Origin of the sequence: Streptomyces sp. NPDC088747 (assembly GCF_044751025.1) — a bacterium.
Taxonomy (GTDB): Bacteria; Actinomycetota; Actinomycetes; order Streptomycetales; family Streptomycetaceae; genus Streptomyces.
Map to the genome: position 1 here is coordinate 75,953 of NZ_JBIVKZ010000006.1, position 25,025 is coordinate 100,977.

At 68.2% G+C, this 25,025-nt stretch carries 23 protein-coding genes; 18 read left to right on the forward strand and 5 right to left on the reverse strand.

The annotated features are described in order from the left end of the window. The first annotated feature begins 330 nt into the window (after positions 1-330). The 6 genes from ACIP79_RS16030 to ACIP79_RS16055 all read left to right on the forward strand — a co-directional run bounded on the left by ACIP79_RS16030 (position 331) and on the right by ACIP79_RS16055 (position 5,186). Complete coding sequence (locus ACIP79_RS16030) at positions 331-990, forward strand: hypothetical protein (RefSeq protein WP_401223539.1); 660 nt, start codon at positions 331-333, stop codon at positions 988-990. Next, positions 978-2,024 (forward strand): hypothetical protein, encoded by a 1,047-nt coding sequence (locus ACIP79_RS16035; protein ID WP_401223541.1) that lies wholly within the window; start codon positions 978-980, stop codon positions 2,022-2,024. Before ACIP79_RS16030 ends, ACIP79_RS16035 begins: the two co-directional genes overlap by 13 nt. A gap of 41 nt (positions 2,025-2,065) precedes the next feature. Next, positions 2,066-2,383, forward strand: coding sequence for a hypothetical protein (locus tag ACIP79_RS16040; protein WP_401223543.1), 318 nt, complete (start codon positions 2,066-2,068; stop codon positions 2,381-2,383). A gap of 152 nt (positions 2,384-2,535) precedes the next feature. Next, on the forward strand, positions 2,536-3,726 hold the full coding sequence (locus tag ACIP79_RS16045; RefSeq protein ID WP_401223545.1) for a hypothetical protein: 1,191 nt from the start codon (positions 2,536-2,538) through the stop codon (positions 3,724-3,726). A 97-nt stretch (positions 3,727-3,823) separates the two neighbouring features. Further along, positions 3,824-4,441, forward strand: coding sequence for a hypothetical protein (locus ACIP79_RS16050; protein WP_401223547.1), 618 nt, complete (start codon positions 3,824-3,826; stop codon positions 4,439-4,441). A gap of 49 nt (positions 4,442-4,490) precedes the next feature. Then, positions 4,491-5,186: a hypothetical protein gene (locus tag ACIP79_RS16055; RefSeq protein WP_401223549.1), complete on the forward strand. Its 696-nt coding sequence runs from the start codon at positions 4,491-4,493 to the stop codon at positions 5,184-5,186. 145 nt (positions 5,187-5,331) lie between these two features. Here the strand turns inward: ACIP79_RS16055 and ACIP79_RS16060 are convergent, their stop codons facing one another. Genes ACIP79_RS16060 through ACIP79_RS16070 form a run of 3 tightly spaced genes read right to left on the reverse strand, consistent with a single transcriptional unit; the run spans position 5,332 to position 10,865 of the window. Further along, complete coding sequence (locus tag ACIP79_RS16060; protein WP_401223551.1) at positions 5,332-5,982, reverse strand: hypothetical protein; 651 nt, start codon at positions 5,980-5,982, stop codon at positions 5,332-5,334. 48 nt (positions 5,983-6,030) lie between these two features. Then, positions 6,031-6,327, reverse strand: coding sequence for a hypothetical protein (locus ACIP79_RS16065; RefSeq protein WP_401223553.1), 297 nt, complete (start codon positions 6,325-6,327; stop codon positions 6,031-6,033). Further along, a complete protein-coding gene (locus ACIP79_RS16070) occupies positions 6,327-10,865 on the reverse strand; it encodes an RHS repeat-associated core domain-containing protein (protein ID WP_401223556.1) in 4,539 nt (1,512 codons plus the stop codon). Before ACIP79_RS16070 ends, ACIP79_RS16065 begins: the two co-directional genes overlap by 1 nt. A gap of 361 nt (positions 10,866-11,226) precedes the next feature. Here ACIP79_RS16070 and ACIP79_RS16075 point away from each other — a divergent pair, with 361 nt between their 5' ends. The 6 genes from ACIP79_RS16075 (at position 11,227) to ACIP79_RS16100 (ending at position 15,888) form a co-directional block, all read left to right on the forward strand. Then, a complete protein-coding gene (locus ACIP79_RS16075; protein ID WP_401223557.1) occupies positions 11,227-11,886 on the forward strand; it encodes a hypothetical protein in 660 nt (219 codons plus the stop codon). Between the two features lie 50 nt (positions 11,887-11,936). Continuing rightward, positions 11,937-12,923, forward strand: a complete 987-nt coding sequence (locus tag ACIP79_RS16080) for a hypothetical protein (protein ID WP_401224259.1) — start codon at positions 11,937-11,939, stop codon at positions 12,921-12,923. A gap of 94 nt (positions 12,924-13,017) precedes the next feature. Then, a complete protein-coding gene (locus ACIP79_RS16085; RefSeq protein WP_401223559.1) occupies positions 13,018-13,596 on the forward strand; it encodes a hypothetical protein in 579 nt (192 codons plus the stop codon). Continuing rightward, positions 13,593-13,895 carry a hypothetical protein gene (locus tag ACIP79_RS16090; RefSeq protein WP_401223562.1) on the forward strand — a complete coding sequence of 101 codons (303 nt, stop codon included), beginning with the start codon at positions 13,593-13,595 and terminating at the stop codon, positions 13,893-13,895. Before ACIP79_RS16085 ends, ACIP79_RS16090 begins: the two co-directional genes overlap by 4 nt. 26 nt (positions 13,896-13,921) lie before the next feature. Continuing rightward, a complete protein-coding gene (locus ACIP79_RS16095; RefSeq protein ID WP_401223564.1) occupies positions 13,922-15,283 on the forward strand; it encodes a hypothetical protein in 1,362 nt (453 codons plus the stop codon). A 5-nt stretch (positions 15,284-15,288) separates the two neighbouring features. After that, on the forward strand, positions 15,289-15,888 hold the full coding sequence (locus ACIP79_RS16100; protein WP_401223566.1) for a hypothetical protein: 600 nt from the start codon (positions 15,289-15,291) through the stop codon (positions 15,886-15,888). On the opposite strand, the gene ACIP79_RS16105 is transcribed toward ACIP79_RS16100, so the two are convergent. Further along, positions 15,871-16,314 carry a hypothetical protein gene (locus tag ACIP79_RS16105; RefSeq protein ID WP_401223568.1) on the reverse strand — a complete coding sequence of 148 codons (444 nt, stop codon included), beginning with the start codon at positions 16,312-16,314 and terminating at the stop codon, positions 15,871-15,873. The two genes, ACIP79_RS16100 and ACIP79_RS16105, sit on opposite strands and share 18 nt — an antisense overlap. 429 nt (positions 16,315-16,743) lie before the next feature. Between ACIP79_RS16105 and ACIP79_RS16110 the strand changes: the two genes are divergently transcribed. Next, complete coding sequence (locus ACIP79_RS16110; protein ID WP_401223571.1) at positions 16,744-18,126, forward strand: nitrate/nitrite transporter; 1,383 nt, start codon at positions 16,744-16,746, stop codon at positions 18,124-18,126. 152 nt (positions 18,127-18,278) lie between these two features. Continuing rightward, a complete protein-coding gene (locus tag ACIP79_RS16115) occupies positions 18,279-19,439 on the forward strand; it encodes a uroporphyrinogen-III synthase (protein WP_401223573.1) in 1,161 nt (386 codons plus the stop codon). Here ACIP79_RS16115 and ACIP79_RS16120 read toward each other — a convergent pair. Beyond that, positions 19,388-19,942 (reverse strand): DUF1772 domain-containing protein, encoded by a 555-nt coding sequence (locus tag ACIP79_RS16120; protein ID WP_401223575.1) that lies wholly within the window; start codon positions 19,940-19,942, stop codon positions 19,388-19,390. The two genes, ACIP79_RS16115 and ACIP79_RS16120, sit on opposite strands and share 52 nt — an antisense overlap. Positions 19,943-20,132: 190 nt before the next feature. On the opposite strand from ACIP79_RS16120, the gene ACIP79_RS16125 reads away from it, so the two are divergent. The 4 genes from ACIP79_RS16125 (at position 20,133) to ACIP79_RS16140 (ending at position 24,936) form a co-directional block, all read left to right on the forward strand. After that, on the forward strand, positions 20,133-20,720 hold the full coding sequence (locus ACIP79_RS16125) for a CGNR zinc finger domain-containing protein (protein WP_383677472.1): 588 nt from the start codon (positions 20,133-20,135) through the stop codon (positions 20,718-20,720). 200 nt (positions 20,721-20,920) lie between these two features. Next, the gene (locus ACIP79_RS16130) at positions 20,921-21,496 is read left to right on the forward strand and encodes a sigma-70 family RNA polymerase sigma factor (RefSeq protein WP_383677474.1); all 576 of its coding nucleotides are present in this window, start codon (positions 20,921-20,923) and stop codon (positions 21,494-21,496) included. Between the two features lie 38 nt (positions 21,497-21,534). Beyond that, complete coding sequence (locus tag ACIP79_RS16135) at positions 21,535-22,314, forward strand: zf-HC2 domain-containing protein (RefSeq protein WP_401224261.1); 780 nt, start codon at positions 21,535-21,537, stop codon at positions 22,312-22,314. Positions 22,315-22,473: 159 nt separating this feature from the next. Further along, positions 22,474-24,936, forward strand: a complete 2,463-nt coding sequence (locus tag ACIP79_RS16140) for a HelD family protein (protein WP_401223577.1) — start codon at positions 22,474-22,476, stop codon at positions 24,934-24,936. The last annotated feature ends 89 nt before the right edge of the window (positions 24,937-25,025 follow it).

Genomic DNA, 25,025 nt, shown 5'->3' on the forward strand with positions numbered 1-25,025 from the left:
CCGGCGAGCCCTCCGCCGAACGTGACTGCTCAGACCGCGTGATGGCCTGAGCAGTCACCTACTGCGTACTGCCTACTCGGGGCCGTCGTCGCACTGTCTGCTCGGGGATGACGGAAGGGTCGTCAGTGGCTTTGCGGCGGCCAACGCGGTCACGCGTTCCGGTTCGTGAGGTCACTCGATCGAGGTGACTGTGGCGTCGTTTGGGGATGTTCTGCGGGGCAATATCCGACTTCTGGGTCCGTGTTGGAGCTATTCGCTCTGGTGTCTGTGCACACCCGCCGATACCGTGTCGCTGCCCCTCTGGAACCCCACGTCGCACAGGAGTCTGCCGTGAACCGCCGTCCCCGCCTCCTTGCCACGGCTGCCTTCGGCGCGGCCACGGCCCTTTTTCTGACCGGCTGTGGTGGCGGTGACAGTGATTCCGCGGGCAACGACAAGATCGCCGGGGCCGATACGGGGGGCGAGTCGTCGGCGTCGCCGAGTGCCTCCGCGTCGTCGGCGGCGGTGGAACGGCCGAAGATCGAGCTGCCGGGGGATCTGACTTACACCTTCGACTGGCCGAAGACCGGCGACGCGGCGAAGGACGCGGTTCTGGCGGACAGCGAGGAGTCCATCAAGGCGGTGGACCTGGCCATTGTCAACCAGGACCCCCTCGACAAGGCGTACCTCTTCTATTACGAGGGGGAGGCGGCCGCGGGCACTGAGCAGTTTATTCAGAAGTACAAGGACAACAAGGCCCGGACCACCGGTGCCTATCGCTTCTACAACCCCGTCGTCGCTGTCGATGACGACGGAACTGCTTCGTTGAGCTACTGCGAGGATCAGGGAAAGGCCTTCGTCAAGTACCTGGAAACGAACAAGGTCAAGAAGACCGAAGTCACGGCGAAGAGCTATGTCATTTACCACACCTCGCTCAAGAAGGACAGGCAGGGTGTCTGGGTAATCCAGAAGATCGCCTCTCAGAGTGGGAGTGCCAAGTGCCAGCCCTGAAGAGCAGGTTGATGACAGCTTCCGTGGCGCTCGCCATTGGAACCCTCTTGCCCGCGCTTCTGCTTCCGGGCGTCGCACGTGCCGACGACACCCTAGATGGCGACACTCAGAATTCTCCTCCGCCCGGGCCAAAGGGCAACGTCGACGGTGACACCATTTCCGCCAGTACCGACGGCATTGTCTTCGACCGTTCGAAGAACGGGAGTGGTAGTTCCGTGGGGGCGGTCACGTCCATCACGTCTTGGTCTCCGCCTGCTTGTTGGTATGCGCCGAAGTACACGCCGGAGCAGCTTCAGGCGTATTTGGAGCCGACGTGGGAGGCGGGGTCGACGGGGTACGAGTGGGATGCGGAGCAGCGTAAGCGTTACGTCGATGGTGATCCCTACAAGGATTTCAACAAGGACAAGTCGGGCAAGGGTTATTTCTGGGACTCGTTTGTCGACAGGGATTATCCGGCGGGCTGGGACAAGTGCGAGGAGCCCATCTTCTGGGTGGACCAGGGTGATCCTCCGCCGGCCGATATCGAGAATGCCGTCCCGCCCGAAATCCTTGCTCTGCTCGCGTACGCCGAGATCCGTGTGCCCAGTACGAAGGTGACCCTGGCGCCGGCGGGCACGACCAAGGTGAATCTGCCGACGTGGTCGTGGTTGGACGCGGCGGAGTTCAAGCCGGTGTCGGTGACCGCGTCGGTTCCGTTGCTGGGTGTTGAGGCGACGACGGTCGCGGAGCCGGTGTCGTTGAAGATCGAGCCGGGTACGGCGGACGCGACGACGTATCCGGCGTCCGGTGTCTGTCAGTTCGACAACGGCCGGATCGGTGAGCCGTACGCGGCGGGCAAGTCGGACAGGACTCCGCCGTGCGGGGTGAAGTATCTGCGGGCCTCGGGTGACACGTCGTACAAGCTGCGCGCGACCATCACCTGGAAGATCCACTGGACGGGTACGGGTGTGAACGCCGCGCAGCCCCTCCCGGACGGCGAGTTCGGGGCTGACCAGGACGTGGTCGTACAGGAGATCCAGGCTGTCAACCGCTGACCTCGGGGAAGCCGGAAAGACCGAGAGGAATTCGGAAAGACGTGGCGGATCGGCTGGCGGTCGACGGCGATGAGCTGGCGCATTTCATGAAGATGCTCAGAAAGTCGGGGGACTCCCTGAAAGGTCTGCGCAAGGCGCTGGAGGACGCGACCGTGACCGGCCTCGGCACCGACGACCTCGACCGTGCCTGCGAGAACTTCCAGGACGAATGGAAGTACGGAGCCGACCAGATCGGCGAGCAGACCGAGGATCTCGCCAAGATCATCGGTAGGAGCAAGGACAGTTACCGCGAGGTCGACAGGGCTTTGGAAGAAGCACTCGGGAAACCCGCCAAGGGAAAGGGCGACAGGGCGAAGTGACACAACCGCCCGGCCCCGGGAACTCCGGAGCCGCCCTCGACCCACAGTCCCGAGCCGACCTCGGTAAACCCCAGGGACTCAAGTCCGCTCCGCACATTCCGAACCCTGACTACCCGCATCTGGGCTTCAACCCGGTACCGGGCAGCATCGAGATGGTCGACGGCCTGCACAAGAAACTCGTCGGATGCGCCAAGGTGCTGGAAGAGACGCATGAACTCGTCTCCAGACTGATGGACGGCAGCTACTGGGAGGGCGACGCGGCCGTCGCCTTCCGTGAGCAACTCGACGGCGGTCCACTGCCGTTGAACCTGAAGAACGCCGCCCACTCCATCCGCAAGGCGGCCAGGCAACTCGACCGCTGGGACATCGAGTTGGGCGATTTCCAGCGCCGAGCGAAGCGTCTTGAGGCTGACGCGAAGGACGCGCAGGCCGCCGTGGACCGGGCGAAGGGCCACGTCGACGCCGCGGGCGACAGCCCTGACCTCGGCAAGAAGGGCGCCGTGCACGAGGACGCGAAGAAGGCCCTGGCCAAGGCGAACACCGCGGTGGACGACGCCGAGGACGTACTGGAGAAGATCCGCGGCAGGGCCCGCCGACTCGCGGACGAGCACGAACACCAAGCTCAGCACCGGGCCCGTAAGATCCGCGACGCGACGAAGAAGCTGGCGCCACACGAGCCGGGGTGGTTCGACTCGGCGCTCGACTGGATCACCGAGAACCTGCCGGACATCCTCAGCACCGTGGCCGCCGTGGTGGGGCTGGTGGCGCTCTTCGTCGTCACGGGCGGGACTGCGGCGGCGGTGTTGTTGTTGGTGGCTGCGGCGTTGAGTGCGACGTCGCTGGGCACGCGATTGGCTCAAGACCCCGCGGTCTGGGAGTCCTTGAAGGACGGGTTCACCAAGGGGGAGTTCGATACGGACTTCTGGAGCAATGCCGTCACCGTGGGAGGTGACACCCTGGGCATGGTGCCCGGCATCGGTGCGGTGGGCAAGGGCGCCGTGGTCGCCGCGCGGGGCATTGGGGAGGCGGGGGAGGCTCTCACCGCCGTACAGCGAGTTGTCGGATTCGGAAGCGGCACGATGGAGCATGCGAAGCTCATCTCCGGCTTGGACAATTCCCTGCTCAGGTCCACGATCAGAGGCGCCCGGGCGCCGCAGATCACGAAGGCGGTCGAAGTCACATCTGCCTCGGTCGGCGTGGCCACCGCAGGATTCGGCCTAGTCATGACTGCCGTGGACACTGACGACGACGGCATCAAGGACGGTTCTGTCGCCGGCATCGACGGTGCAAGGCTTGGCATTGATGTCGGAGGGCTTGTCGACATCGCACAGCATGTCTTCTGAGCCCCGAACAGAGAGAGACCGCCGGATGAATCCGACCGAATACCCATCTGCCTGGGACCATCCACCGACCAGGCAAGCCTGGGTCCAGCACATGTTCATGATTGCTGCGCGACTCGTCGGTTGGATCGCGAGCTGGATCGGAACCCTGGGCGTACTGGTGTCTTTCCTGTCCCCTGGTTACACCTTCGTCTTCATCCCTTTGCTGGGTTATGCGGCCTACCGCGTTGTCCTCCAACTCGCCTACATCCGCCCCTCCCTCCAGATCCGGCGTGTCCTGGAGCAGTACCCCTGGCAGTTCCTCACCGGCGTACCCCGTGGTCGGAACAAGCATCCGCAGGTCGAGCAGGACGAGATGTGGTTCGAGTTCCCGAATCCGGAGAGGCCCGAGGAGCGGGTCCCTCTGCTGTTCCTCATGAACATGCGGACCTTCTGGTGGATGCGTCGCTTCGGTACGACGTCCACCAAGCCGGAACTCAAGGCGCAGATCGAGCCTCTCTGGTTCGCCGGTGACCCCCGCTTCATCGCCGTTGTCGCGGCCGCCGGCCGGCGCGGCAAGGGTCCGCGACGGCTACACCTGCTCTTCCAGCGCACGGCCACAGGACGTCGGGGTATCGAGCCGATCGACTGGGACGCGAGCCCCGCCGCGCTGGAGCGAGCGCGCCGTGCCGGAGCCCACGTTCCCGAAGCCGCGGTGTCTCCGCGGACAAGGCCGTAGCGACCGTAGCGACCGTAGTGACCGTAGAGACCCGTACTGGACAGGACCGATGACCACAGCCCTCCGTTTCGCCGTGGCCGATTCGGCCAGGGATCCTGACGCCGACATCTGGTTCGCCGAACCCGCGGGTTTCACCGCGCTGCCCCTGGAAGCTCTTGTGGCTTCGCCCGGTTCCCGGGCGGCCGAGGAACTGCGTACGGCATTCGGCCCGTTCCTGGAGGCCGCTCCCGACGAGGTGGCCCGACAGCAGTTCGTCGCTCAGGTCGCCGTGGGGCAGCAGATGCTCGGGGCCCTGCGTGAGGTCGGCACCGTCCACTGCTCGATCGGTCTGCACCGCGACGATGTGGCCGAGGCGTCTTTGAGGACCGGCAAGGGCCGGCCCCTGCTCTCCCTCTTCACCCTCTCGTGGCGAGACACGGCCGTCGCCCCGAGGGCAGTCACCGCCGCACGGGCCGTGACCTCCGCCGAGGGCCACTCTCACGTCGGCTACCTCGAACTGCCCTGCGGCCCGGCCACCGTCAGCGAGACCGTGCGTACCGCCTCCGCCGACAGCGGCCTGTCACAGTCACCCCTCCTTCAGGTGCATGTCCACGTGCCCCACCCGGACTGCAGACGGCTGGTCGTCCTCACGCTGAGCACGACGGCCGTGGTCCGGCGGGAGGAATATCGCGCTGTCCTCCAACAGATCGCTGAGACGGTCAGTTTCGACAACCCGTTGGAGCCGAGCGGGAGCGCTACCCGCTGAACGACATGCCGGTCGGCCGACTTCACGCACCCCAGGGCTCAGGGGCGTCCACCGCGGCGAAGACCTTTCGGCGTCGCGATCCACGAGGAATTCCGTGGTCCTGAGCGTGCCCGACCGCGGGTGCCCTCCCGTGTTCCCTTCCTCGTCAGCGGTCGATCCGGGCCTCCAGCGCGTGCGCGAACTGCCGGAGGCCCGCCTTGGCGCCCTCGCGCGTGGGTGCGTCGGGACGCAGGATGTCCGGAAGGAACTTGACGCGCCACATGCGGAAGACGTCCGACGCCAAGTGGTCGCTGTCGAGGGCCAGCAGCGAACCCGCCGCGCGCACTGCGCCGACGACGAGTTCGGGAGCCGCCGCGAGACCGGGGCGGCCCCTGACAACGGCGGCGCCCACCAGGGCGTGCATGAGGGTGGCCAACTGGAGGTCACTCCCCATCCGGACCATGCGTCGCAGCACGAGGGGGTCACCGACGGCGGGGGGATAGGCCTCGATGCAACCCGAGTACATCAGCAGGTACTCGGGAGTCACCGCGCGGCCGTCGGTCCACCCTCCCTGCTGCTCGAAGATGGCCATGGTCTCCGCGGAGAAGTCACCGATGTCCCGGACCACCGCGAGGAGACGGTCCAGCTCGTCCCGGTGACCCGCGACGAATCCGGCGAGCGACACGAACTCCAGGGGCCCCGACCCCGAGGCCGCCACCGCACCCAGCTCCAGAATTCCCCAGAGCGGGGCGAAGACGTCATAGCCGAGGCCTGTTCCGGAGATCGGCGCGTAGCCCTCAGCGGGTCCGTCATCCATCAAGGTATTCGAGCACATCTCGGCGCAGGAGACGTCAGCCCGTCGGCATCACGAATCCCAGTACGGCCTGCCGACGCGGATCCGGATCTGCCGGTCGCGGTCGACGTGCACCGCGACGACCCCCTCGACGATGTCCCCGACCTCGGGCAGCGGCGCGGGGGGAGCGTCGGGATCGTTGATCGTGCCGTCGGGGTTGTACGACAGGAGGTCGACGAAGCCGTGAACCTCGGGAGCTTCGTCGAGTTCCAGGAAGACACCGAAGTCGAACCGGTCCTTCACCCTCCCCCGAGCGGGCGACCCCACCGGATACCTGCGCTTCGCCGCTTCCCAGGATTCTTCTGACATTACTTGTGCCGCACTCTCGGGTATTGATTCAGGTCTTCGACAACATTGTTCGGGATTTCCAGCTCCTTATCGGGGCCTCCCTCGTAGTTTCGCTCGTATTTCTGGTACTTCTCAGCGTACTCCGATTTCGGAATCTTTATCTCGACGACGCCCTCGCCGTAGGCCTTGGCGTACTTGTCGGCGACAGAGCGCTCTTTCGCGAAGTAGACCCGCCCGTTGGGGTAGACGTAGTCGGGGCCGTCCGGGTCGCCGGGGAAATCGTCCGCCCGATATCCGTTGAGCTCCTGGGCCTCTCCCTGGTTTCTTCCGGGCGCCTTGAAGATGGACTGGGTGCACTCGTCCGGCGCCAGACCCAGGTGGTCGGACCACGTGTGGGGATTCGGTACGTAGGTGCTGGGGTTAGGGGCGGGAGCAAGACCGAGGGGATCGGCGGTGAGATAACGGCCGGTTTCGGGGTCGTAGTGCCGGAAGTAATTGTAATGGAGGCCGGATTCCGGGTCGAAGTACTGGCCGGGAAAGCGGAGTGGGGTGTACGTCCTGCTGTCCGCCGTCCAGGCAGTGGTGCCCCAGAGGGTGCTGCGGGAGCGCCAGGCGATGGCCCCGGATTCATCGACGAGTTCGGTGGGAGTACCGACGAGGTCGGTCACGATCGAAAAGAAGCGGGAGTCGATCTCTTCCTGCGAAGCGTCCGCGGCGGACACTCGTTCGGTCTGCGCGACAGGGTGCAGGCCTTGGTGGTCCCAGGTGAGGGTGACCGGGCCGGGCAGTTCCTCCGCCACGGTCGTCTGTTCGCAGAGGGTGGTGCCGTCCCAGGAGAACACGGTCTCTTCCCTGACGGTCTCGCCATCGACGTCGAGGCGCTGCTTGGCGCTCCGGCGGCCCAAGGGGTCGTACAGATAGCGCCAGTGAGTGCCGTCCGGCGTGATGACGTCCGTGAGGCGGTCCTCGGCGTCCCAGGTGTAGCGCCAGGTGTCGGGCTTGCGCGACAGACGCGTCTTCTGCCGGACGGTGACGCGGCCGAGGGCGTCGCGCTCGTAGCGGAACTGCCCGGCGCGGGTGAGGTCCGTGCCCGCGTAGACACGCGGCCCTGTGCTCTCGTGGCCCGGGTGGGTGCTGGGCCAGTCGGCGTGCGTCTGGTTCCCCGCCGCGTCGTAGGCGTAGGTCTCGGTCCATGCGCGGGCGTGGACCGCGGTGACCCGGCCCGCAGTGTCCAGGTCGAAGTGGCGGGCTCCGGAGAACTGCTCGTCGACGCCGATGAGGTTGCCATCGGCGCGGTAGGTGTAGGCACGCCGCTGAACCGACCGACCGTCCGCCCTGGTCACCGACTGGGCGGTGCGCCGCCCCAGTTCGTCGAAGACGTGGGCCAGGGTGACGTCGGCGCCGAAACGACGGGCGGTCTCCCGGCCCGACGGGGCGCGTTCGAAGTCGATCGCGTGTCCGGAGGTGACGAGCCGCGCCAGTTGGCCCACCGCGTCGTGGGTGCGCACGCTCGTCGCCCCCGCGGGGGTGGTCCTGCGGGTGCGGCGCCCCGCCTCGTCGTACCCGAAGGCGAGGGTGCGCCCGTCGACCGTCTCGGAAAGCAGCCGCCCGAGGCGGTCCCGCTCCAACGTGAGGGAGATGTCCGGCCCGGCGGCCCGGATGAGGCGGCCGGCGGAGTCGTGGGCAAAGGTGGTGACCACTCCGGCGACGTCCTTGCGGACGGTCCGGCCGAGCATGTCGCGGTCGAAGGAGACGCTCTCCCCGAGGGCGTTGGTCCGCGAGGTGAGCCGACCCGTGGCGTCGTGCGTGTAGGTGACGGCGCGCCGGTCGAAGTCCGTCTCGGACACCAGGCGCCCGGCGGCGTCGTAGCCGTAACTCCACACCAACCCCAGCGGGTTGGTCACCTGGGTGACGCGCAGAGACGCGTCGTAGGCGAACTCGTAGCGGGCGCCGTCGGGGCCGGTACGGGCCGCCAACAGGTCGAAGTGGGTGTACTCGAACCTGGAGACCTGGCCGAGCTGGTCCGAGTGGCTGACGCAGTTTCCCTCGCCGTCGTACGTCCACGCCTCGCTCTCCCCGTGCGGCGCCGTACGGCCTACCAGCCGGCCCTCCGGCGACCAGGCGAAGCGGGTGGTGTGCCCTGCGGCATCGGTGAACGTGACAGGACGGCCCAAGGTGTCCCGTTGCCAGGAGACGACGCCTTCGAGAGGGTCCGTGACCCGGACGGGGAGCCCCGCCGCGTCGCAGCGCACCGTGGTGGTGTGCCCCAGTGAGTCGGTGATCGCCGCGGGATGGCCGGCCGGCGTGAAGGTACTCCGCTCGGTCTCCCCGGCCGGGTTGGTGATGGCGGTGCAGTTTCCTCGCGCGTCGTAGGCGTACGTCCAGGAGGTGCCGTCCGGCAGTTGGATCGCGGTGGCGAGGTTGAGGTGGTTGTACGTGACGCGGATGATGCTGCCGTCCGGCCTGGATATCTCGACGGGCTGTCCCAGCTCGTTGTTGAGGACGTTCGTGGTGTGCCCGAGCTGGTCCGTCGAGGCGATGAGGTGGTGCTTGCTGTCGTACGCGGTACGGACGGTGCCGCCCAACGGGTCGATCTCGGCGACCACCAGGCAGTTCTCGTCGACCACGAAGCGGGAGGTGTCGCCCTCGGCCGAGGTGACCTCCGTGACGCGGCAGCCGGGCCATGCGGGATCGGCGATGTCGTAGGAGAAGGTGTTCGTCACATACCCCTCCTCACCGCCCTGGGAGACGCAGCGGTCCTGGTCGTCATAGCCGTAGTCGTAGCGGCTGCCGTTGGAGTCCCGCCACGACGAGACGCGCAGCCGCTCGTCGTACGTGAACTCCATGGGCACGCCCGAGGAGTTGACGACCGAGGTGAGGCTGCCGTCCGTGTAGCCGTAGCGCTTGAGTGTGAGATCCGAACCGTCCTCACCCCCACCGGCCACACTCAGAGAGGTGACCCTGCCGTCCAGCACGGTCAGTTTGAGTTGGTATCCGCCCGAGTGCCGGATCGCGAGAGGCGTCCCGTCGGCGTCGTAGTCGAAATCGACAGTGTTGCCGTTGCGGTCGGCAACGCGTTCCAGGAGCGCCAACCCGGCCCGCGGCGGGGAGAACTCGCGGTTCCGGCCTGTGACCGGGTCGTCGACGCGGTACCCGCCCGTGTCCAGGCGGGTCAGCGGCCAGCGCGGCCCGCCCTTGGGGAGGACATGCGCGCCCGGCTCCTGGGGATGGGGGTACTCGAGCAGAAGGCCGTCCTCGGTAACGAGAACGAGACCCTGCCCGTCGACCTCAAGGCGCTGGTCGACAGTGGAGGCCCAGGTGGGGCCGAACCACCAGCCCGTGCGGTATCCGGATTGGGCCCTGCGCGTGAAGGCCAGCGGCAGAGCGGCGGGCAGTGTGCCGTCCGTCTCCTCGAGGAACATCTGCCCGGTGGCCGCGTCAACCGGGTCGCCGCAGCCCTTGACCTTGCTCTTCAGCCGGTTGTAGGCGCCCTTCGCGCCGTCCGCGATGCTGCCGCGCGCGTTCCTTCCCAGCCCGCGCGCGGCCAGGCCCATCCCCTTCAGCCCGCCCCTGAGCCCCTTGAGGGCGGCCGCCCCGCCCTTCAGCCCCTTGGCAAGCCCCCCGAGAGTGGTCAGCCCCTTCATCCCCGGTATGCAGTCCAGCGCCGCGAACGCCACATCCCACAGCGACGCCTGCCCCTTGGAGTACTTGTTCAGCGTGTCCGCGAGGACGACGAGGGCCGCGATGAGGACGATCGCCCCGAGGATCGGCCCACCGATGACCAACGCGATGATCCCGACGACCGCCACGACGACCTTGCAGACCGTGACGATGGTGTCCCAGTTGTCGGAGAACCAGTCCCCGACCTCCTCCCACCACTTCCGGTTCCGGATCCCCGCGTCCGACGCCTCGTCGATCTTCCGCTTCGCTTCGCCGGCGGCGTCCTCGCGCATTTTGCGGGCGTCCGCAGCCATCTTCTTCGCCGCGTCCAACGCGTCCTGCGCGGAGCTGACGTCCGACTGGGCCGATGTCTGGGCGCTCTTGGCGTGCTGGGCGTCACGGGTGGCGGCACGGACCTTGGCCTCGTCCGGCTTCTCGGCACTCTTGCTGCCGGTGGGGTCGTCCTTGTATTTGTCGGCTTCCTTGCCGGCCTTCGTCACCCAGGTATCGGCTGAGGAGAGGCGCGACTTGGCGGAGCTGAGGTCACTCTGCGCGGCACGCCCATCCGCCAGCGCCCGATCGGCCAGAGCCTGCGCACGCTCCAGCTTCGGCCAGTACGCCGCCAGCGCACCCCCCGCCATGTCGTACGACGTCTTCAGCTTCTTCAGCTGCTTCGGCACACCCGAGAACTGATCCTGGAACGCCTTCGCCGACTTCCCCGCCCACTGCAGGACCGCTTCCTCGTCCGCCATCCCCTTGATCAGACGCAGCGCGTCCCCGACGTCATCGGCGAAATCCTGCAAGTTCTTGGCCAGCGACCGCACCCGGTCCGGATCACCCGGAGTCGGATCCCTGTCCAGGTCCAGGACATGCCAGTCCTTCGGCCGCACCCCCGCCACGCCGCAACCCCCGTCACGCCTGTCTCGTCAATGTCCGTACGCAGGTGCGAAGTTACTATGTGCCTGGTGAGGATGGAAGGATCGTCAGTGAGTTGAGTGAGGGGCCTTGAGTTCCGAGAGATCTTGAGGGTGCGGGCCTGGGGATCGAGCGGCTGAGGGCCTTTGCGGCGGCCAACGTGGTGAGGCGTTCCCGCTTTCGCCGTCCCTCAAAAAAGGGGTCCGGGTGGTCAATTGGGGAGGTTCCGTGGGGCGATTTCCGACTTCTGGGTCTGTGTCGGGGCTATTCGCTCTGGTGTCTGCACACACCCCCCGATACCGTGTCGCTGCCCCTCTGGAACCCCACGTCGCACAGGAGTCTGCCGTGAACCGCCGTCCCCGCCTCCTTGCCACGGCTGCCTTCGGTGCGGCCACGGCCCTTTTTCTGACCGGCTGTGGTGGCGGTGACAGTGATTCCGCGGGCAACGACAAGATCGCCGGGGCCGATACGGGGGGCGAGTCGTCGGCGTCGCCGAGTGCCTCCGCGTCGTCGGCGGCGGTGGAACGGCCGAAGATCGAGTTGCCGGGGGATCTGACGTACACCTTCGACTGGCCGAAGACCGGCGACGCGGCGAAGGACGCGGTTCTGGCGGACAGCGAGGAGTCCATCAAGGCGGTGGACCTGGCCATCGTCAATCAGGACCCCCTCGACAAGGCGTACCTCTTCTATTACGAGGGGGAGGCAGCCGCGAACACCGAGACGTTCATCAAGGCGTATGTCAAGGCCAAGGCGCGGGGGACCGGCGCCTATCGCTACTACGACGCGGTGGTCAACGTCAGCGGCGCCGACAGTGCGTCGCTCGTGTACTGCGAGGACCAGGGCAAGGCGTACGACATGTACTTGGAGACGAAGAAGGTCGACAAGACCGCCGTCACCAAGAACAGTTACGTGCTTTACAACACCCAGCTGCACAAGAACGCCGACGGTGTCTGGGTCGTCGAGAAGCTTCTTTCTCAGAGGGGGAGTGCCAAGTGCCAGCCCTGAGTGCCGGTTCGCGGGTACTGATCGCCGCGTTGCTGCTCGGTTCGGTCGTCATGGGTGCTGGTCCCGCCATGGCCGACAACAACATCGGTGGGGGTACGCAGACGCCGCCCCCGGGCGGGAACCCGTCGGGCGGCTCCGACGGCAACGGGACCATCTCGGCGACCGCCGGCGCTGTTGTCTTCGACCGATCGAAGAACGGCAGTGGCCGGTCCGTCGGGCCGGTGGCGTCGTCGTCGAACTGGACGCCGCCCGCTTGCTATTACGCCCCGAAGTACACGCCTGATCAGTTGCAGGGTTATCTGGAGCCGATCTGGGAGGCGGGGTCGACGGGGTACGAGTGGGATGCCTCGCAGCGTGACCGCTACGTGGATGGTCAGCCGTACACGGATTTCAACAAGGACAAGGCCGACAAGGGTTATTGGTGGTCGTCGTACGTCAGCCAGGGCCGTGAGGGTGATCCGGGCGCCCTGGACTGTGACAGGCCCTTCTTCTGGGTGGACACGGGTGATCCGCCGCCTGCCGATGTGCCGGAGGCGATCACGCCGGAGATGCTGGCGCAGTTGGCGTACGCCGAGATCCGTGTGCCTGGTACTGAGGTGACCTTGGCGCCCGCAGGTACCACCAAGGTCAATCTGCCCACGTGGTCGTGGCTGGACGCGGCGGAGTTCAAGCCGGTATCGGTCACCGCGTCGGTTCCGTTGCTGGGGATCGAGGCGACGACGGTCGCGGAGCCGGTGTCGTTGAAGATCGAGCCGGGTACGGCGGACGCGACGACGTATCCGGCGTCCGGTGTCTGTCAGTTCGACAACGGCCGGATCGGTGAGCCGTACGCCGCGGGCAAGTCGGACAGGACTCCGCCGTGCGGGGTGAAGTACCTGCGGGCCTCGGGCGACACGTCGTACAAGCTGCGCGCGACCATCACCTGGAAGATCCACTGGACAGGTACGGGTGTGAACGCCGCGCAGCCCCTCCCGGACGGGGAGTTCGGGGCGGACCAGGACGTGGTCGTGCAGGAGATCCAGGCCGTCAACCGCTGAGCCCGGCACACCCACCCCTGCTGACGGATAGAGCCAGAGAGAGCGCCGAACAGTGACACCGCGTCAACCCATCGAGGAAAAAAGCGTCTTCGGGTTGATCACGCCCGAGGACTGGTACCGCATCCCTCTTCGGCCGCAGGAGCAGTTGCAGGCGTCCGTAGGCGCGCTGATACAGCGGCAGTTCGCCGGAGTCGACGACCAGCCGATTCTGCGTCGGCAGGCCGAGGAGCGGTTGCTGGACGCCGCCCAGGCGGGAGCGGACCAGGGGGGTGTGGTGCTCTATCTGTCGTTCCTGGAGGCCGACGGCATTCCGCTGTCCGCTTCGCTCTTGGTCTCTCGTATCCATGAACGGTTCGACAGTCTCGACGCGGTTGCCGCTCTCGCAGGTAAAGGCGCTGTGGCGCCAGTAAGCCTGCCTTCCGCGGGGCGGGCGGCTCGACGCCGCCGTGCCGAACGGTCCCGGGAGTCGCGAAAGTTGGGCTCGGAATTCAACGACACGATTGTCGAGTACTTTGTGCCGGTACCGGGCCCGGAGTCCGAGGAGTCCCTGATGCTGACCTTCAGCACGCCGATGGAGCCGATCGCGGACGCGATGGTCGAACTGTTCGACGCGATCGTAGGCACTCTGCGCTGGCAGTCACGGAGCACGGGTGTGAAGGGGAAGCCGGAATGACGGAGCGGCTCAGGGTGTCCACCGAGGATCTGCGCGAGATCGGCGTGGGGTTGCGCACGGTGGCCACGGAGTTCGAGGGGCTCGACAAGCTCATGGACTCCTACGGCCGGCGCACCGTGGGACACAAGCTGCTTCACGAAAGGCTGCAGGATTTCTCGGACGACTGGGATGACACCCGCAGCAAGATGATCAAGGATGTCGAGGGTCTTGGCACGATCGCCAAGGAAGCCTCCAAGGCGTACGTAGAGCTCGATACCGCGCTCTACAGTGCGCTTGTCGGCAAGGACAAGAAAAAGTGAGCCGCCCTGCCGAGCACCGTTGGGAAGTGCTGGCCGAGAGCGGTGACCCGGTTCCCGGTGACGTCGAAGAGGTGAAGGCACTTTCGCGGCGGTTCACTGCCACAGCCAAGACGATCTCGGACACGGCCGCGGCATTGCGCCGCGTGGGAGATCAGAACAGCTGGGACTCGAAGGCAGGGCGAGAGTTCGCTGACAAGGCCAGTGAAATGGCGAAGACGGTCAGCAAGGCGCACGGTCGCTATGACGAAGCGGGCGCCGCTCTAAAGGAGTACTGCACCGAGCTGGACACCGTTCAGAGGGCGGCCGATCGCCTTCTGGAGCAGGCCGAGACGAAGGCCGGTGATCTGGCCTCCGCGGCGTCCCGAGCCGACAATCCGCCTCAGGGCACCGATGACGAGGCCAAGGGCAAACTGGACAAGAAGGTAACGGATCTCCAGAGCGGGTTGGACGAGTTGCGGGGCCACCTCGCGACCCTGAAGTCCCGTCACAAGGACGCCGGAGACGCTGCTGCCAGACGCATCCACGATGCCGCTGAGAAGGATGGACTCAACGACAGCTGGTTGGACGATCTTCGAGATTCCTTGGAGCTCATCAGCAAGATAGCGGGGGCCGTCGCGGCCGTCTGTGGACTGTTGGCCCTCCTTGTCGGCTGGATTCCGATCATCGGGCAGGCGCTCGCCGGCGTACTCGGCACCGTCGCGCTCGTAATGACCGCGCTGTCGCTCGTCTGCCACTTGCTCCTTGCCATCAATGGCGACGGGTCATGGGGTGACGTAGCCATGGACGTCCTGGGACTGGCGACGTTCGGTATCGGGCGGGTCTTCTCCTCGGGAGCGAAACTCGCGGCGACCGTGGGGCGCAGCAGGGTCTGGACAGCGGCGACCCAGTACGTCCGTGCGTGGAATCCCACCCTCGGGGCTGCCGCCAGGCGAGCCCTCGTCGTGGAGATGGTCGGTGCGAGGGCCGGAGCCGTTGGCCGCGTGGCACGGCCGGACGTGGGTCTCGGAGCCGCGTTCAAGGGGCTACCGCGCTCCTTCGCGGACGACCTGGGCGCGATCAGGGGCAACTGGCGTGATCTGTTCAAGTTCGGTGACAACGCGGCTGCGATGCGTGGAGCCTGGACCGCCGGTGGCGCGCGCGGAGTGGCCAGCATGTGGGTGGGGCCGGGCATGGTCGACGAGATCGGCCGTATGAGGAACATCAGCTCGGCGGATCTCGGCTTCATCGGAACGCCGGCGATCTTCAACCAGGCATTGCGCTACAACGCCTGGGCTCTGAGCGCCACGGCGACGGGAGCCGCTTCCGATTCGTACAGCTTCAGTGGTCTGTACGGAGGTGAACCGGAGATCGACGTCACCGGTCCCGACGCCTCTCTGGCCCACAGGTGACTGCCATGACGTCCACGGAGACCTCGGGCCCGGACTGGCGGGAGTGCCGGATCGCGCTTCCCTCGTCGGAGAACTGGCTGGTTCTCGATCTCGGCACCGAACAGCCGGAAGTCTGGGCTCGCTCGGTCGTGGAAGAGCGTCTCGGTACGGGCGCCCCGTCTGCTCGCAGTGAGGTCATCATCGAGAATGTGCTGTGGTACTGGGCCTCTGCGGTCCAGCAACAAGCCCTCTGTGCCGCGTTGTTGGTCCCGTCGGACGGCTCCGTGATCGCCAGCTGCTCTGTCCGGGAACTGCGGGTCCCGCCAGAGGCACTGACCCTGGAAGCCCTGCGTGTGGAGGCCGAGCAGGCGGCCGGGCCCTGCTTCGGGCAGCCGGAGATCTCAGAAATCCAGCTTCCGCTGGGTCCGGCGCTGCGGGTGCACCGACGTGAACCGAGCGCTCCCGAGTCCGACAGCGGCGCAGTGGTGGAAGGCGTGGCCCACTACATCCTTCCTCGCGCGTACCCGGCTGTCCTGGAGTGTCGCCTGTTGTGGGGCTCCCTGGGGCTCGGCGAGGAACTCGCCAGGATGGCCGACGACTTGGCTGGATCAGTCAGGCTCGTGTGACTTCGGCTCTCCGCGCGAGCCCGACCGATCACTGATGTCAGCAAGGCCGAACCCCTGCCACGGAAGCAGCGCCAGCGGAATCCACCCGAAGCCGACCGCGAAGACGCTCAGAAGGACGGTGAGGCCTTCGGGGAAGATCCGGGCGAGCTGGGCGACGAGTCCGGAGACGAGCACCAGGTAGACACCGATGACCAGGACGGTGAGCATTTTCCGTACGGCCTCGGTGGGGCGAAGCCGCGGCTTCTCGGCGGTACCGCCGAAAAGGCCCAGGACGAGCAGCGGCAGGAACAGTCCGGCCAGCCCGCCGACGGCGATACCGCCGATCACCAGAGCGCCGCGCCCGTCCGCCGGTACCGCCGGGGACAGGAACGAATGATCCGCCAGGTGGGTGGTCAGGTGGACGCCGGCGAAAGCACCGAGAGTCATGGTCGTCAGGACGAGTACCGACCCGGCCGCGAACGCGATGTTTCCGGCTGCGGAACGTTGACGGCTCCGAGCCTCGGAGCGCCCCGACCCTGATTCGGCGGACATGGACCCTCTCATTCCTGTGCGGAGTGCGATTGAGGATAGCGGGCCTGCCCGGAAGGTTTTCGGGTGAACTCGTGGCTCCGCCCCACCCGGCCTCCCCCCTCCGCCCCACCCGGCCTCCCCCCTCCACCACACCCACCCTCCTCCCCTCCGAGCGGGCCACACCCCCGCCCGCGCCCCCCAACCTCACCACCCCACCCCCCACCGCAGTGAGAGCAACGTTCCCTTCCAGTCACCCACAGCCACAGCGTGGAAACGCGCCCTCCCTACCTTCGGGACACACCCCAGGAAAAAGACAGCTGAGCACCGGAGAACCGTGGAGGCGTCATGACAGCCCCGAGTACAGCCCCCGCACCGAGCAGGGGAGGCCGCTGGATCGACGAGTGGGATCCCGAGGACGAGACCTTCTGGGAGGCGGGCGGTCAGAAGGTCGCCCACCGCAACCTGTTCTTCTCCGTGCTGTCCGAGCACATCGGGTTCTCGATCTGGACCCTGTGGTCGGTGATGGTGCTCTTCATGGGGCCCGAGTACGGACTCACCCCCGCCGACAAGTTCTTCATCGTGTCGATGGCGACCCTGGTCGGCGCGATCGTGCGCGTCCCCTACACCTTCGCCGTCGCCCGCTTCGGCGGCCGGAACTGGACGATCATCGCCGCGAGCATGCTGCTCGTGCCGACCGTCGCCGCGTTCGTCGTGATGGAGCCCGGCACGTCGTTCGGGACCTTCCTGGTCTGCGCGATGCTCGCCGGGATCGGCGGCGGCAACTTCGCCTCCTCCATGACGAACATCAACTCCTTCTTCCCGCTGCGCCGCAAGGGCTGGGCCCTCGGGCTCAACGCGGGCGGCGGCAACATCGGCGTGCCGGTGGTGCAGCTCGTGGGGCTCGCGGTCATCGGGGCGAGCGGCGGCCCGAGGGTGCTGCTCGGCATCTACATCCCGCTGATCGTGGTCGCCACCGTCCTCGGCGCCCGCTACATGGACAACCTGTCCTCCGTGAAGAACGACACCGGCGCCGCCAAGGAAGCCGTACGCGACCCGCACACCTGGATCATGTCCTTCCTCTACATCGGGACGTTCGGGTCCTTCATCGGATACAGCTTCGCGTTCGGCCTGGTGCTCCAGACCCAGTTCGGGCGTACGCCGCTGGAGTCGGCGTACGTCACCTTCATCGGGCCGCTGCTCGGCTCGCTGATCCGGCCCGTCGGCGGCTGGCTCGCGGACCGCTACGGCGGCGCGAGGATCACGCTGTGGAACTTCGTCGGGATGGCCGCCGCGACCACCGTCATCGTCGTCGCGTCCATGGAGGAGTCGCTGGCCCTGTTCACCACGGCGTTCATCGTGCTGTTCGTGCTGACCGGGCTCGGCAACGGGTCCACGTACAAGATGATCCCCGGCATCTTCCAGGCCAAGGCCGTGGCAAAGGGGCTGACCGGGGATGAGGGCGCCGCCTACGCGCGGCGGCTGTCCGGCGCCTCGATGGGGCTCATCGGAGCCGTGGGCGCGCTCGGCGGCCTCGGCATCAACCTCGCCTTCCGGCAGTCCTTCCTGAGCGTCGGCTCCGGCACCGGCGCCTTCGTCGCCTTCCTCGCCTTCTACGCGGTGTGCTTCGTCCTCACCTGGGCCGTATACCTTCGCCGCCCGACCACCACCGCGGAGGCTTCCAGGCCCGCCACGGAGGAGAAGCTCCAGCTCAGCTACGCCGAGGTGTGACGTAACACCGGCGACATACGACTGATCCGAGCCTGTCACGGGGCGTTGGCAGGCTCGGTCAGCCGTAAGCCATCGCCGCGACGGCCACCGCCGTACGGCCAGCCCTGAGTGCACGACGACTCGAGTGCAAGACGAGAGCCGGGACGAAAGTCATGTACGACGAACAGCAGCGACCAGAACCGCCACCGCACGGCCCGCTCGCGGGATTCACCGTGGGTGTGACGGCCGCCCGCCGCGCCGACGAACTCGGGGCGCTGCTCCAGCGGCGCGGCGCCTCCGTCGTGCACGCGCCCGCCCTGCGTATCGTGCCGCTCGCCGACGACAGTGAACTGCTCACCGCCACCAAGGAGTTGATCGACGAGGCACCGGATGTGGTGGTGGCCACGACCGCCATCGGATTCCGGGGGTGGATCGAGGCCGCCGACGGCTGGGGGCTGGGGGAGGACCTGCTGGCGCGGCTGCGCGGTGTGGAACTGCTCGCCCGCGGCCCGAAGGTCAAGGGTGCGATACGGGCCCAGGGGCTGACCGAGGAGTGGTCGCCCTCCTCCGAATCCATGGCCGAGGTGCTCGACCGGCTGCTGGAGGAGGGCGTCGAGGGCCGCCGTATCGCCATCCAGCTGCACGGCGAGCCGGTGCCCGGGTTCGTGGAGTCGCTGCGGGCCGCCGGAGCCACCCTCGTCGTCGTCCCTGTCTACCGGTGGATGCCGCCCGAGGACATCGCGCCCGTCGACCGGCTGCTGGACGCGGCCGTCACCCGCGGCCTGGACGCGGTCACCTTCACCAGCGCGCCCGCCGCCGCCTCCCTGCTCTCCCGGGCGGAGGAGCGCGGCCTGCTGCCCGAACTGCTGGCCGCCCTCCACCACGACGTGCTGCCGGTCTGCGTCGGCCCGGTCACCGCGCTGCCGCTCCAGTCCCACGGCCTCGACACCGTCCAGCCCGAACGCTTCCGGCTCGGCCCCCTCGTACAGGTGCTGTGCCAGGAACTGCCCGGCCGGGCCCGCACGCTGCCCGTCGCCGGTCACCGGGTCGAGATCCGCGGGCACGCCGTGGTGGTCGACGGCACGCTGCGGCCCGTACCGCCCGCCGGGATGTCCCTGCTGCGTGCCCTGTCACGCCGGCCCGGCTGGGTGGTGGCACGTGCCGAGCTGCTGCGCGCGCTGCCCGGTGCCGGCCGGGACGAGCACGCCGTCGAGACGGCGATGGCCCGGCTGCGTACGGCACTCGGCGCGCCCAAACTCATCCAGACCGTGGTCAAGCGCGGCTATCGGCTCGCGCTCGACCCGGTGGCCGACTCCAAGTACGCCGACGTGTGAGGCCGCCGGTACAGCAGCAGGGCGCGCGCGAGGCAGGCGAGCGCGAGCGTCGACAGCAGTGCCCGTACGACGTTCCACGCCACCCACGGGTCCTCGAACTCCGCGCGTACGGCGGCCGGGTCGGCGATCCTCGCGGGATCGCCGGCGTCGGCCAGCTCGTCGTTGAGCGGGATGTTCACCACCACCGTGAGGAGGAAGGCGAGGGCCAGGGCGGCGAAACCCGCCAACACCCACCAGCGGTGCGGCGCCCCGCGGGACTGCCGGGCGGCGACCGCCGCGAGGAGCGGCGCGCCCAGGAAGCTGAGGAAGAACACCGGGTTCTGGATCTGGTCGTTGATGTCCTGCATGACTCCGATGAAGACGCGGTCCCCGCTCCGGGAGAGCGAGGGCATGATGCTGCAGGCGAATACGTAGAAGACCCCGGCGAGCAGGCCCGTCGCGACCGTGGCCGCCACCAGTACACCTCCGGCGGCCGTACGCCGCCCCGTGCTGTTGTCCGTCATGTGCCCAAGTCAACCGGCGGCGCGGCGGGGGCGACATGGCCGAGCCGCGCGGCCCCATAAGCGGACGTCCAGGGCGCCGGACGGCACGAGGTCTTCCGGCCGGGGGTGCGGACATGCACTGTGGGGGTATCTACTCCCCAGAGCGGCCCTCGAAGGCCCATGGCGGTAACTCCTAGGCGGTGACAGGCACATGGCATCGGGTACGGCCACGGCCTCGTACGAGCTGCGGTTCGATTCCGGGCGGATCTGCCTGGACCTGCTGGCGACCACCCACCCCGAGGAACGGCTCGACTCGGTGGACCGGCTGCGCGCCTGGATCGCCCGCTCCGGGCTGGTTCCCGCGGGCACTCCGCTGGCGGGCGCCGACCCGGCGTGGCTGGCCGGCTTCCGTGAACTGCGCGAACAGGTCGACCGGTTGGTGAGCGGCGAACTCGACACCCGGCCCGCCGACGCGGCGCTCGCCCGGGTCAACGCGGTCGCGCTCCGCACCCCGCCCGCGCCCTGGGCCGTACGCGCGGACGACGGCTCGCTGCGGCTGCGGCTGCACGCGCCGCCCGGCCACGCCGAGTTGCTCTCCCTGGTCGCCCGGGACGCCCTCGAACTCCTCGCGGACCCGGCGGCGCGGGCGAGCCTGCGCCGCTGCGAGGGCGACAACTGCCCGATCGTCTATCTGGACACATCCCGGGGCCGGCGCAGACGATGGTGCTCCAGTGAGGTGTGCGGCAACCGGGAGCGCGTGGCCCGGCACCGCAGGCGGGCGGCGCTCGCCCGCGCGTGAACCTCCCGGAGTGGGCCCGGCGTTCGAAAACGGACGCTGTCAGTGATCAAGGAACGGCGAGGAGTGACCAGGAGGGTTTCTTCACACCCTCCCCAAGAAATATGTGCGACCCCTTTGAACACGCGCGTACCCAGATGCGTACCCCGGTGTGAGCGACCGACTGGGGGACCCCGGTCGAATCGGGGACACCGGAGGTAGGCGTGCGCAAGGATTCCGCCGTGGCTGATGAACGCCCGCCAAGGGCACGACATCGCGCGACTCAGTCCTCGGAGCCTGACGAGGAGCTGATGCGCGCGCTCTATCGCGAACACGCGGGACCCCTGCTCGCCTACGTGCTGCGGCTGGTCGCCGGTGACCGGCAGCGTGCCGAGGACGTCGTACAGGAAACACTCATCCGTGCCTGGAAGAATGCCGGCCAGCTCAATCGAGCGACCGGTTCGGTACGACCCTGGCTGGTGACGGTGGCGCGGCGCATCGTCATCGACGGACACCGCAGTCGGCAGGCCCGGCCGCAGGAGGTGGACCCGTCACCGCTGGAGGTCATCCCCGCGGAGGACGAGATCGACAAGGCGTTGTGGCTGATGACACTGTCGGACGCGCTGGACGACCTGACCCCTGCTCACAGGGAGGTCCTGGTCGAAACATACTTTAAGGGGCGTACGGTCAATGAGGCGGCCGAGACGCTCGGCATCCCCAGCGGCACCGTGCGTTCACGGGTGTTCTACGCCCTTCGCTCGATGAAGCTGGCGCTGGAGGAGCGGGGGGTGACGGCGTGAGCACATACGGGGGATACGGAACGGGTGGTCCGGGAGCCATGCAGGGTCAACGGGAACAGCAGGGCCCCGGTGACATCCACGAGACCGTGGGCGCGTACGCCCTCGGGATCCTGGACGACGCCGAAGCAACCGCTTTCGAGGGTCATCTCGCCACCTGTGAGTGGTGCGCCCAGCAGCTCGACGAGCTCGCCGGGATGGAACCGATGCTCGCCGCGCTCGCGGACCTGCCCGCCTCGCAGGGCACTCCGGCGATCGGTGAGTCGCTTGCCGCGCGCCCGAGTTCACGGCTCGCGGACCGGCTGGTCGACGAGGTGTCCGAGCGGCGCGCGCTGAAGCGTCGGCGGAGCTTCTACATGGTGGCGGCAGCGGCGGCGCTGATCGTCGCGGGCCCGCTGACCGTGATGGCGGTCGGCGGCGGCGACGACGGCGGCACGACGGCCCAGGCGCACGCCACGAGTCCCGCCAAGGCGGCCTTCGACGTCATCACCGACAAGGTCACGGCCACGGACGCGAGCACCAAGGTGACCGCGGTGGTCGCCATGGAGCCCAAGGCCTGGGGCACCCACGCCGTCCTGGAGCTGAAGAACGTCGCGGGCCCGGAGAAGTGCTCACTGATCGCAGTCGGAAAGAACGGCGAGCGCGAGACGGTCACCTCCTGGTCGGTCCCGAAGTGGGGCTACGGCCTGCCCACAGCCAAGACGGACGAGGCGAAGGCACCGCTCTACGTGCACGGCGGCGCGGCCTTCACCCCCAACGAGATCGACCACTTCGAGGTCATGACCTTCGACGGGAAGCAACTGGTGGAAGTCGACGCGTGACTCGTGAAACCGACGCGTGATCGGTGGAAGCGAACGTATGGATGCGCGTGCAAGTGGACGCATGAACGGACGCGCGGGCGAACCTGGAGCGCGCGCGTAGCCTAAGGGCCCCCCTTCGCGTACGGTTGACGGCTGCCCAGCACGTCAGAAGGGGGCCCGGTGGCCGCTCAGGCTCAGCAGGAAACCGCGCTCGGTTCGGTCCACGATTCCGCGGCAGTCGACGACTCCGTCAGCGACTCCGTACGGGACCGTGAGATCAGCGTCGAACAGGAACATCTGGACCGGGTATACCGGCGCCTCGAGGAGAAGATCCACGAGGCGGAGTTCCTGATGAACGACGCCGCCAAGCGCGGTCAGGTCGGGACACCGGGGGCGCTCGCCGAGCGCGACGCCCAGGTGTTCCGGGCGGGAATTCACCTCAACCGCCTGAACAACGAGTTCGAAGACTTCCTCTTCGGCCGGATCGACCTGCTCCTGGGGAAGGACGGCAAGAAAGGTCCCGACGGCGCGTACACGGCGGTGGAACCCGCCGAGGGCGCCGTACGGGACGACGAGAGCGGTCAGCAGTACGCGGAGATCGCGGAGACCCTGCACATCGGCCGTATCGGTGTCCTGGACACGGACTACGCGCCACTGGTCATCGACTGGCGGGCGCCCGCCGCGGCCCCGTTCTACCGCTCGACCCCGGTCGAGCCGGGCCGGGTGGTCAGACGCCGGGTCATCCGCTCCAAGGGCCGCAGGGTCCTGGGGGTGGAGGACGACCTCATGCGTCCGGAGCTCAAGGCAACCCTGGACGGCCAGGAACTCCCGGTGATCGGCGACGGTGCCCTGATGGCCGCCCTCGGCCAGGCCCGCAGCCACAGCATGCGGAACATCGTGGCGTCCATCCAGGCCGAGCAGGACATGGTGATCCGCGCGCCCGCCGCCTCGGTGACCTATGTCGAGGGCGGTCCGGGCACGGGCAAGACCGCCGTGGCGCTGCACCGCGCCGCCTATCTCCTCTACCAGGACCGCCGCCGATACGCGGGCGGCATCCTGATCGTCTCCCCGACCCCGCTCCTCGTCGCCTACACCGAGGGCGTCCTGCCGTCCCTCGGCGAGGAGGGTCAGGTCGCCATCCGCGCCATCGGCTCCCTCGTCGACGGGGCGGAGGCCACCCTGTACGACTCACCGGCGGTGGCCCGAGCCAAGGGCTCCTACCGGATGCTCAAGGTGCTGCGGAAGGCGGCCAGGGGAGCACTGGAGACACCGTCGGGACCCCCGGCAGGTCCTGGCCGGTCCTCCAACGGGGGCCGGCCCGGCGGCGACCAGCAGCTGTCCTTCGGTGACGGCTTCGAGGAGGACGGGGACGACGCCGGGCCGCGGACCCCGGCCGGCACCCCCACCCGCCTCCGCGTGGTCGCCTTCGGGCGCCGCCTGGAGCTGGAGGCCCCCGAGCTGGACCGGATCCGCGAGAACGCGCTGAGCGGCACCGCGCCGGTGAACCTGCTGCGTCCCCGGGCACGCAAGCTGCTGCTCGACGCGCTGTGGTCGCGCTCGGGAGCCGGGACGCGCCACTCGGACCCGGAGCTGGCGGCGGAGCTGCGCTCGTCCTTCGACGAGGACGTCACGTCCGAGGACAGCTTCATCGAGTTCCTGGACGCCTGGTGGCCGGAGCTGACCCCGCGGGGCGTGCTGGCCGCCATGGCCGACGAGCGGCGGCTCGGGCGGTGGGCGCGGCGGATCCTCAACCCCGGCGAGGTACGGCGGGTGGCGCGCTCCCTCAGACGGGACGGGCTCTCCGTGCACGACGTGGCCATGCTCGACGAGCTGACCGCCGTCGTCGGCAGCCCCGCCCGTCCCAGGAAGCGCCGCGAGCTGGACCCGCTGGACCAGCTCACGGGCCTGGAGGAGCTGATGCCCACGCGTGAGGAGACGCAGTGGGAGCGCGCCGAGCGGCTGGCGCAGGAGCGGACCGAGTACGCGCACGTCATCGTCGACGAGGCGCAGGACCTCACGCCGATGCAGTGGCGGATGGTCGGGCGCCGGGGCAGGCACGCCACCTGGACCGTGGTCGGCGACCCCGCCCAGTCCTCGTGGTCCGACCCGGAGGAGGCCGCCGAGGCCCGGGACGAGGCCCTGGGCAGCCGCCCCCGGCGCCGTTTCACCCTCAGCGTCAACTACCGCAACCCGGCGGAGATCGCCGAACTGGCCGCCAAGGTCCTGGCCCTCGCCATGCCGGGATCGCCGTCCCCCTCCGCCGTCCGGTCCACGGGCGTCGAGCCGCGCTTCGCGGTCGTACGGGACTCGCTCGCGCAGACCGTGCGGGCGGAGGCGGCCCGTCTCCTGGACCGCGTCGACGGCACCGTCGGCGTCGTCGTCGCCATGAACCGGCGCGACGAGGCGGCCCGCTGGCTCAAGGGGCTCGGAGACCGTGTGGTGGCGCTGGGCAGCCTGGAGGCGAAGGGTCTGGAGTACGACGCGACGGTCGTCGTCTCGCCCGCGGAGATCGCCGACGAGTCGCCCGCGGGGCTGCGGGTGCTGTACGTCGCCCTGACCCGTGCGACCCAGCAGTTGACCCTGGTCTCGGCGGACCGGGACGAGCCGGACGCGGACGGGGTGCCGGACCTGCTGCGGGACTGAGAACCCGGGACGACGAGAGGCCCAGGTCACCTTGACGGTGACCTGGGCCTCTCGTTCGTTCAGTGACACCGACCCGCCATGCTCGCCTC

Bases quoted from the DNA above. Each gene is read 5' to 3' on its own strand.
- ACIP79_RS16125 (WP_383677472.1), top strand. From the start codon at position 20,133: ATGGCATCGGGTACGGCCACGGCCTCGTACGAGCTGCGGTTCGATTCC.
- ACIP79_RS16110 (WP_401223571.1), top strand. From the start codon at position 16,744: ATGACAGCCCCGAGTACAGCCCCCGCACCGAGCAGGGGAGGCCGCTGG.
- ACIP79_RS16080 (WP_401224259.1), top strand. From the start codon at position 11,937: ATGGGTGCTGGTCCCGCCATGGCCGACAACAACATCGGTGGGGGTACG.
- ACIP79_RS16060 (WP_401223551.1), bottom strand. From the start codon at position 5,982: ATGGATGACGGACCCGCTGAGGGCTACGCGCCGATCTCCGGAACAGGC.
- ACIP79_RS16115 (WP_401223573.1), top strand. From the start codon at position 18,279: ATGTACGACGAACAGCAGCGACCAGAACCGCCACCGCACGGCCCGCTC.
- ACIP79_RS16135 (WP_401224261.1), top strand. From the start codon at position 21,535: ATGCAGGGTCAACGGGAACAGCAGGGCCCCGGTGACATCCACGAGACC.
- ACIP79_RS16120 (WP_401223575.1), bottom strand. From the start codon at position 19,942: ATGACGGACAACAGCACGGGGCGGCGTACGGCCGCCGGAGGTGTACTG.
- ACIP79_RS16045 (WP_401223545.1), top strand. From the start codon at position 2,536: ATGGTCGACGGCCTGCACAAGAAACTCGTCGGATGCGCCAAGGTGCTG.
- ACIP79_RS16090 (WP_401223562.1), top strand. From the start codon at position 13,593: ATGACGGAGCGGCTCAGGGTGTCCACCGAGGATCTGCGCGAGATCGGC.
- ACIP79_RS16050 (WP_401223547.1), top strand. From the start codon at position 3,824: ATGATTGCTGCGCGACTCGTCGGTTGGATCGCGAGCTGGATCGGAACC.
- ACIP79_RS16100 (WP_401223566.1), top strand. From the start codon at position 15,289: ATGACGTCCACGGAGACCTCGGGCCCGGACTGGCGGGAGTGCCGGATC.
- ACIP79_RS16055 (WP_401223549.1), top strand. From the start codon at position 4,491: ATGACCACAGCCCTCCGTTTCGCCGTGGCCGATTCGGCCAGGGATCCT.
- ACIP79_RS16065 (WP_401223553.1), bottom strand. From the start codon at position 6,327: ATGTCAGAAGAATCCTGGGAAGCGGCGAAGCGCAGGTATCCGGTGGGG.
- ACIP79_RS16105 (WP_401223568.1), bottom strand. From the start codon at position 16,314: ATGACTCTCGGTGCTTTCGCCGGCGTCCACCTGACCACCCACCTGGCG.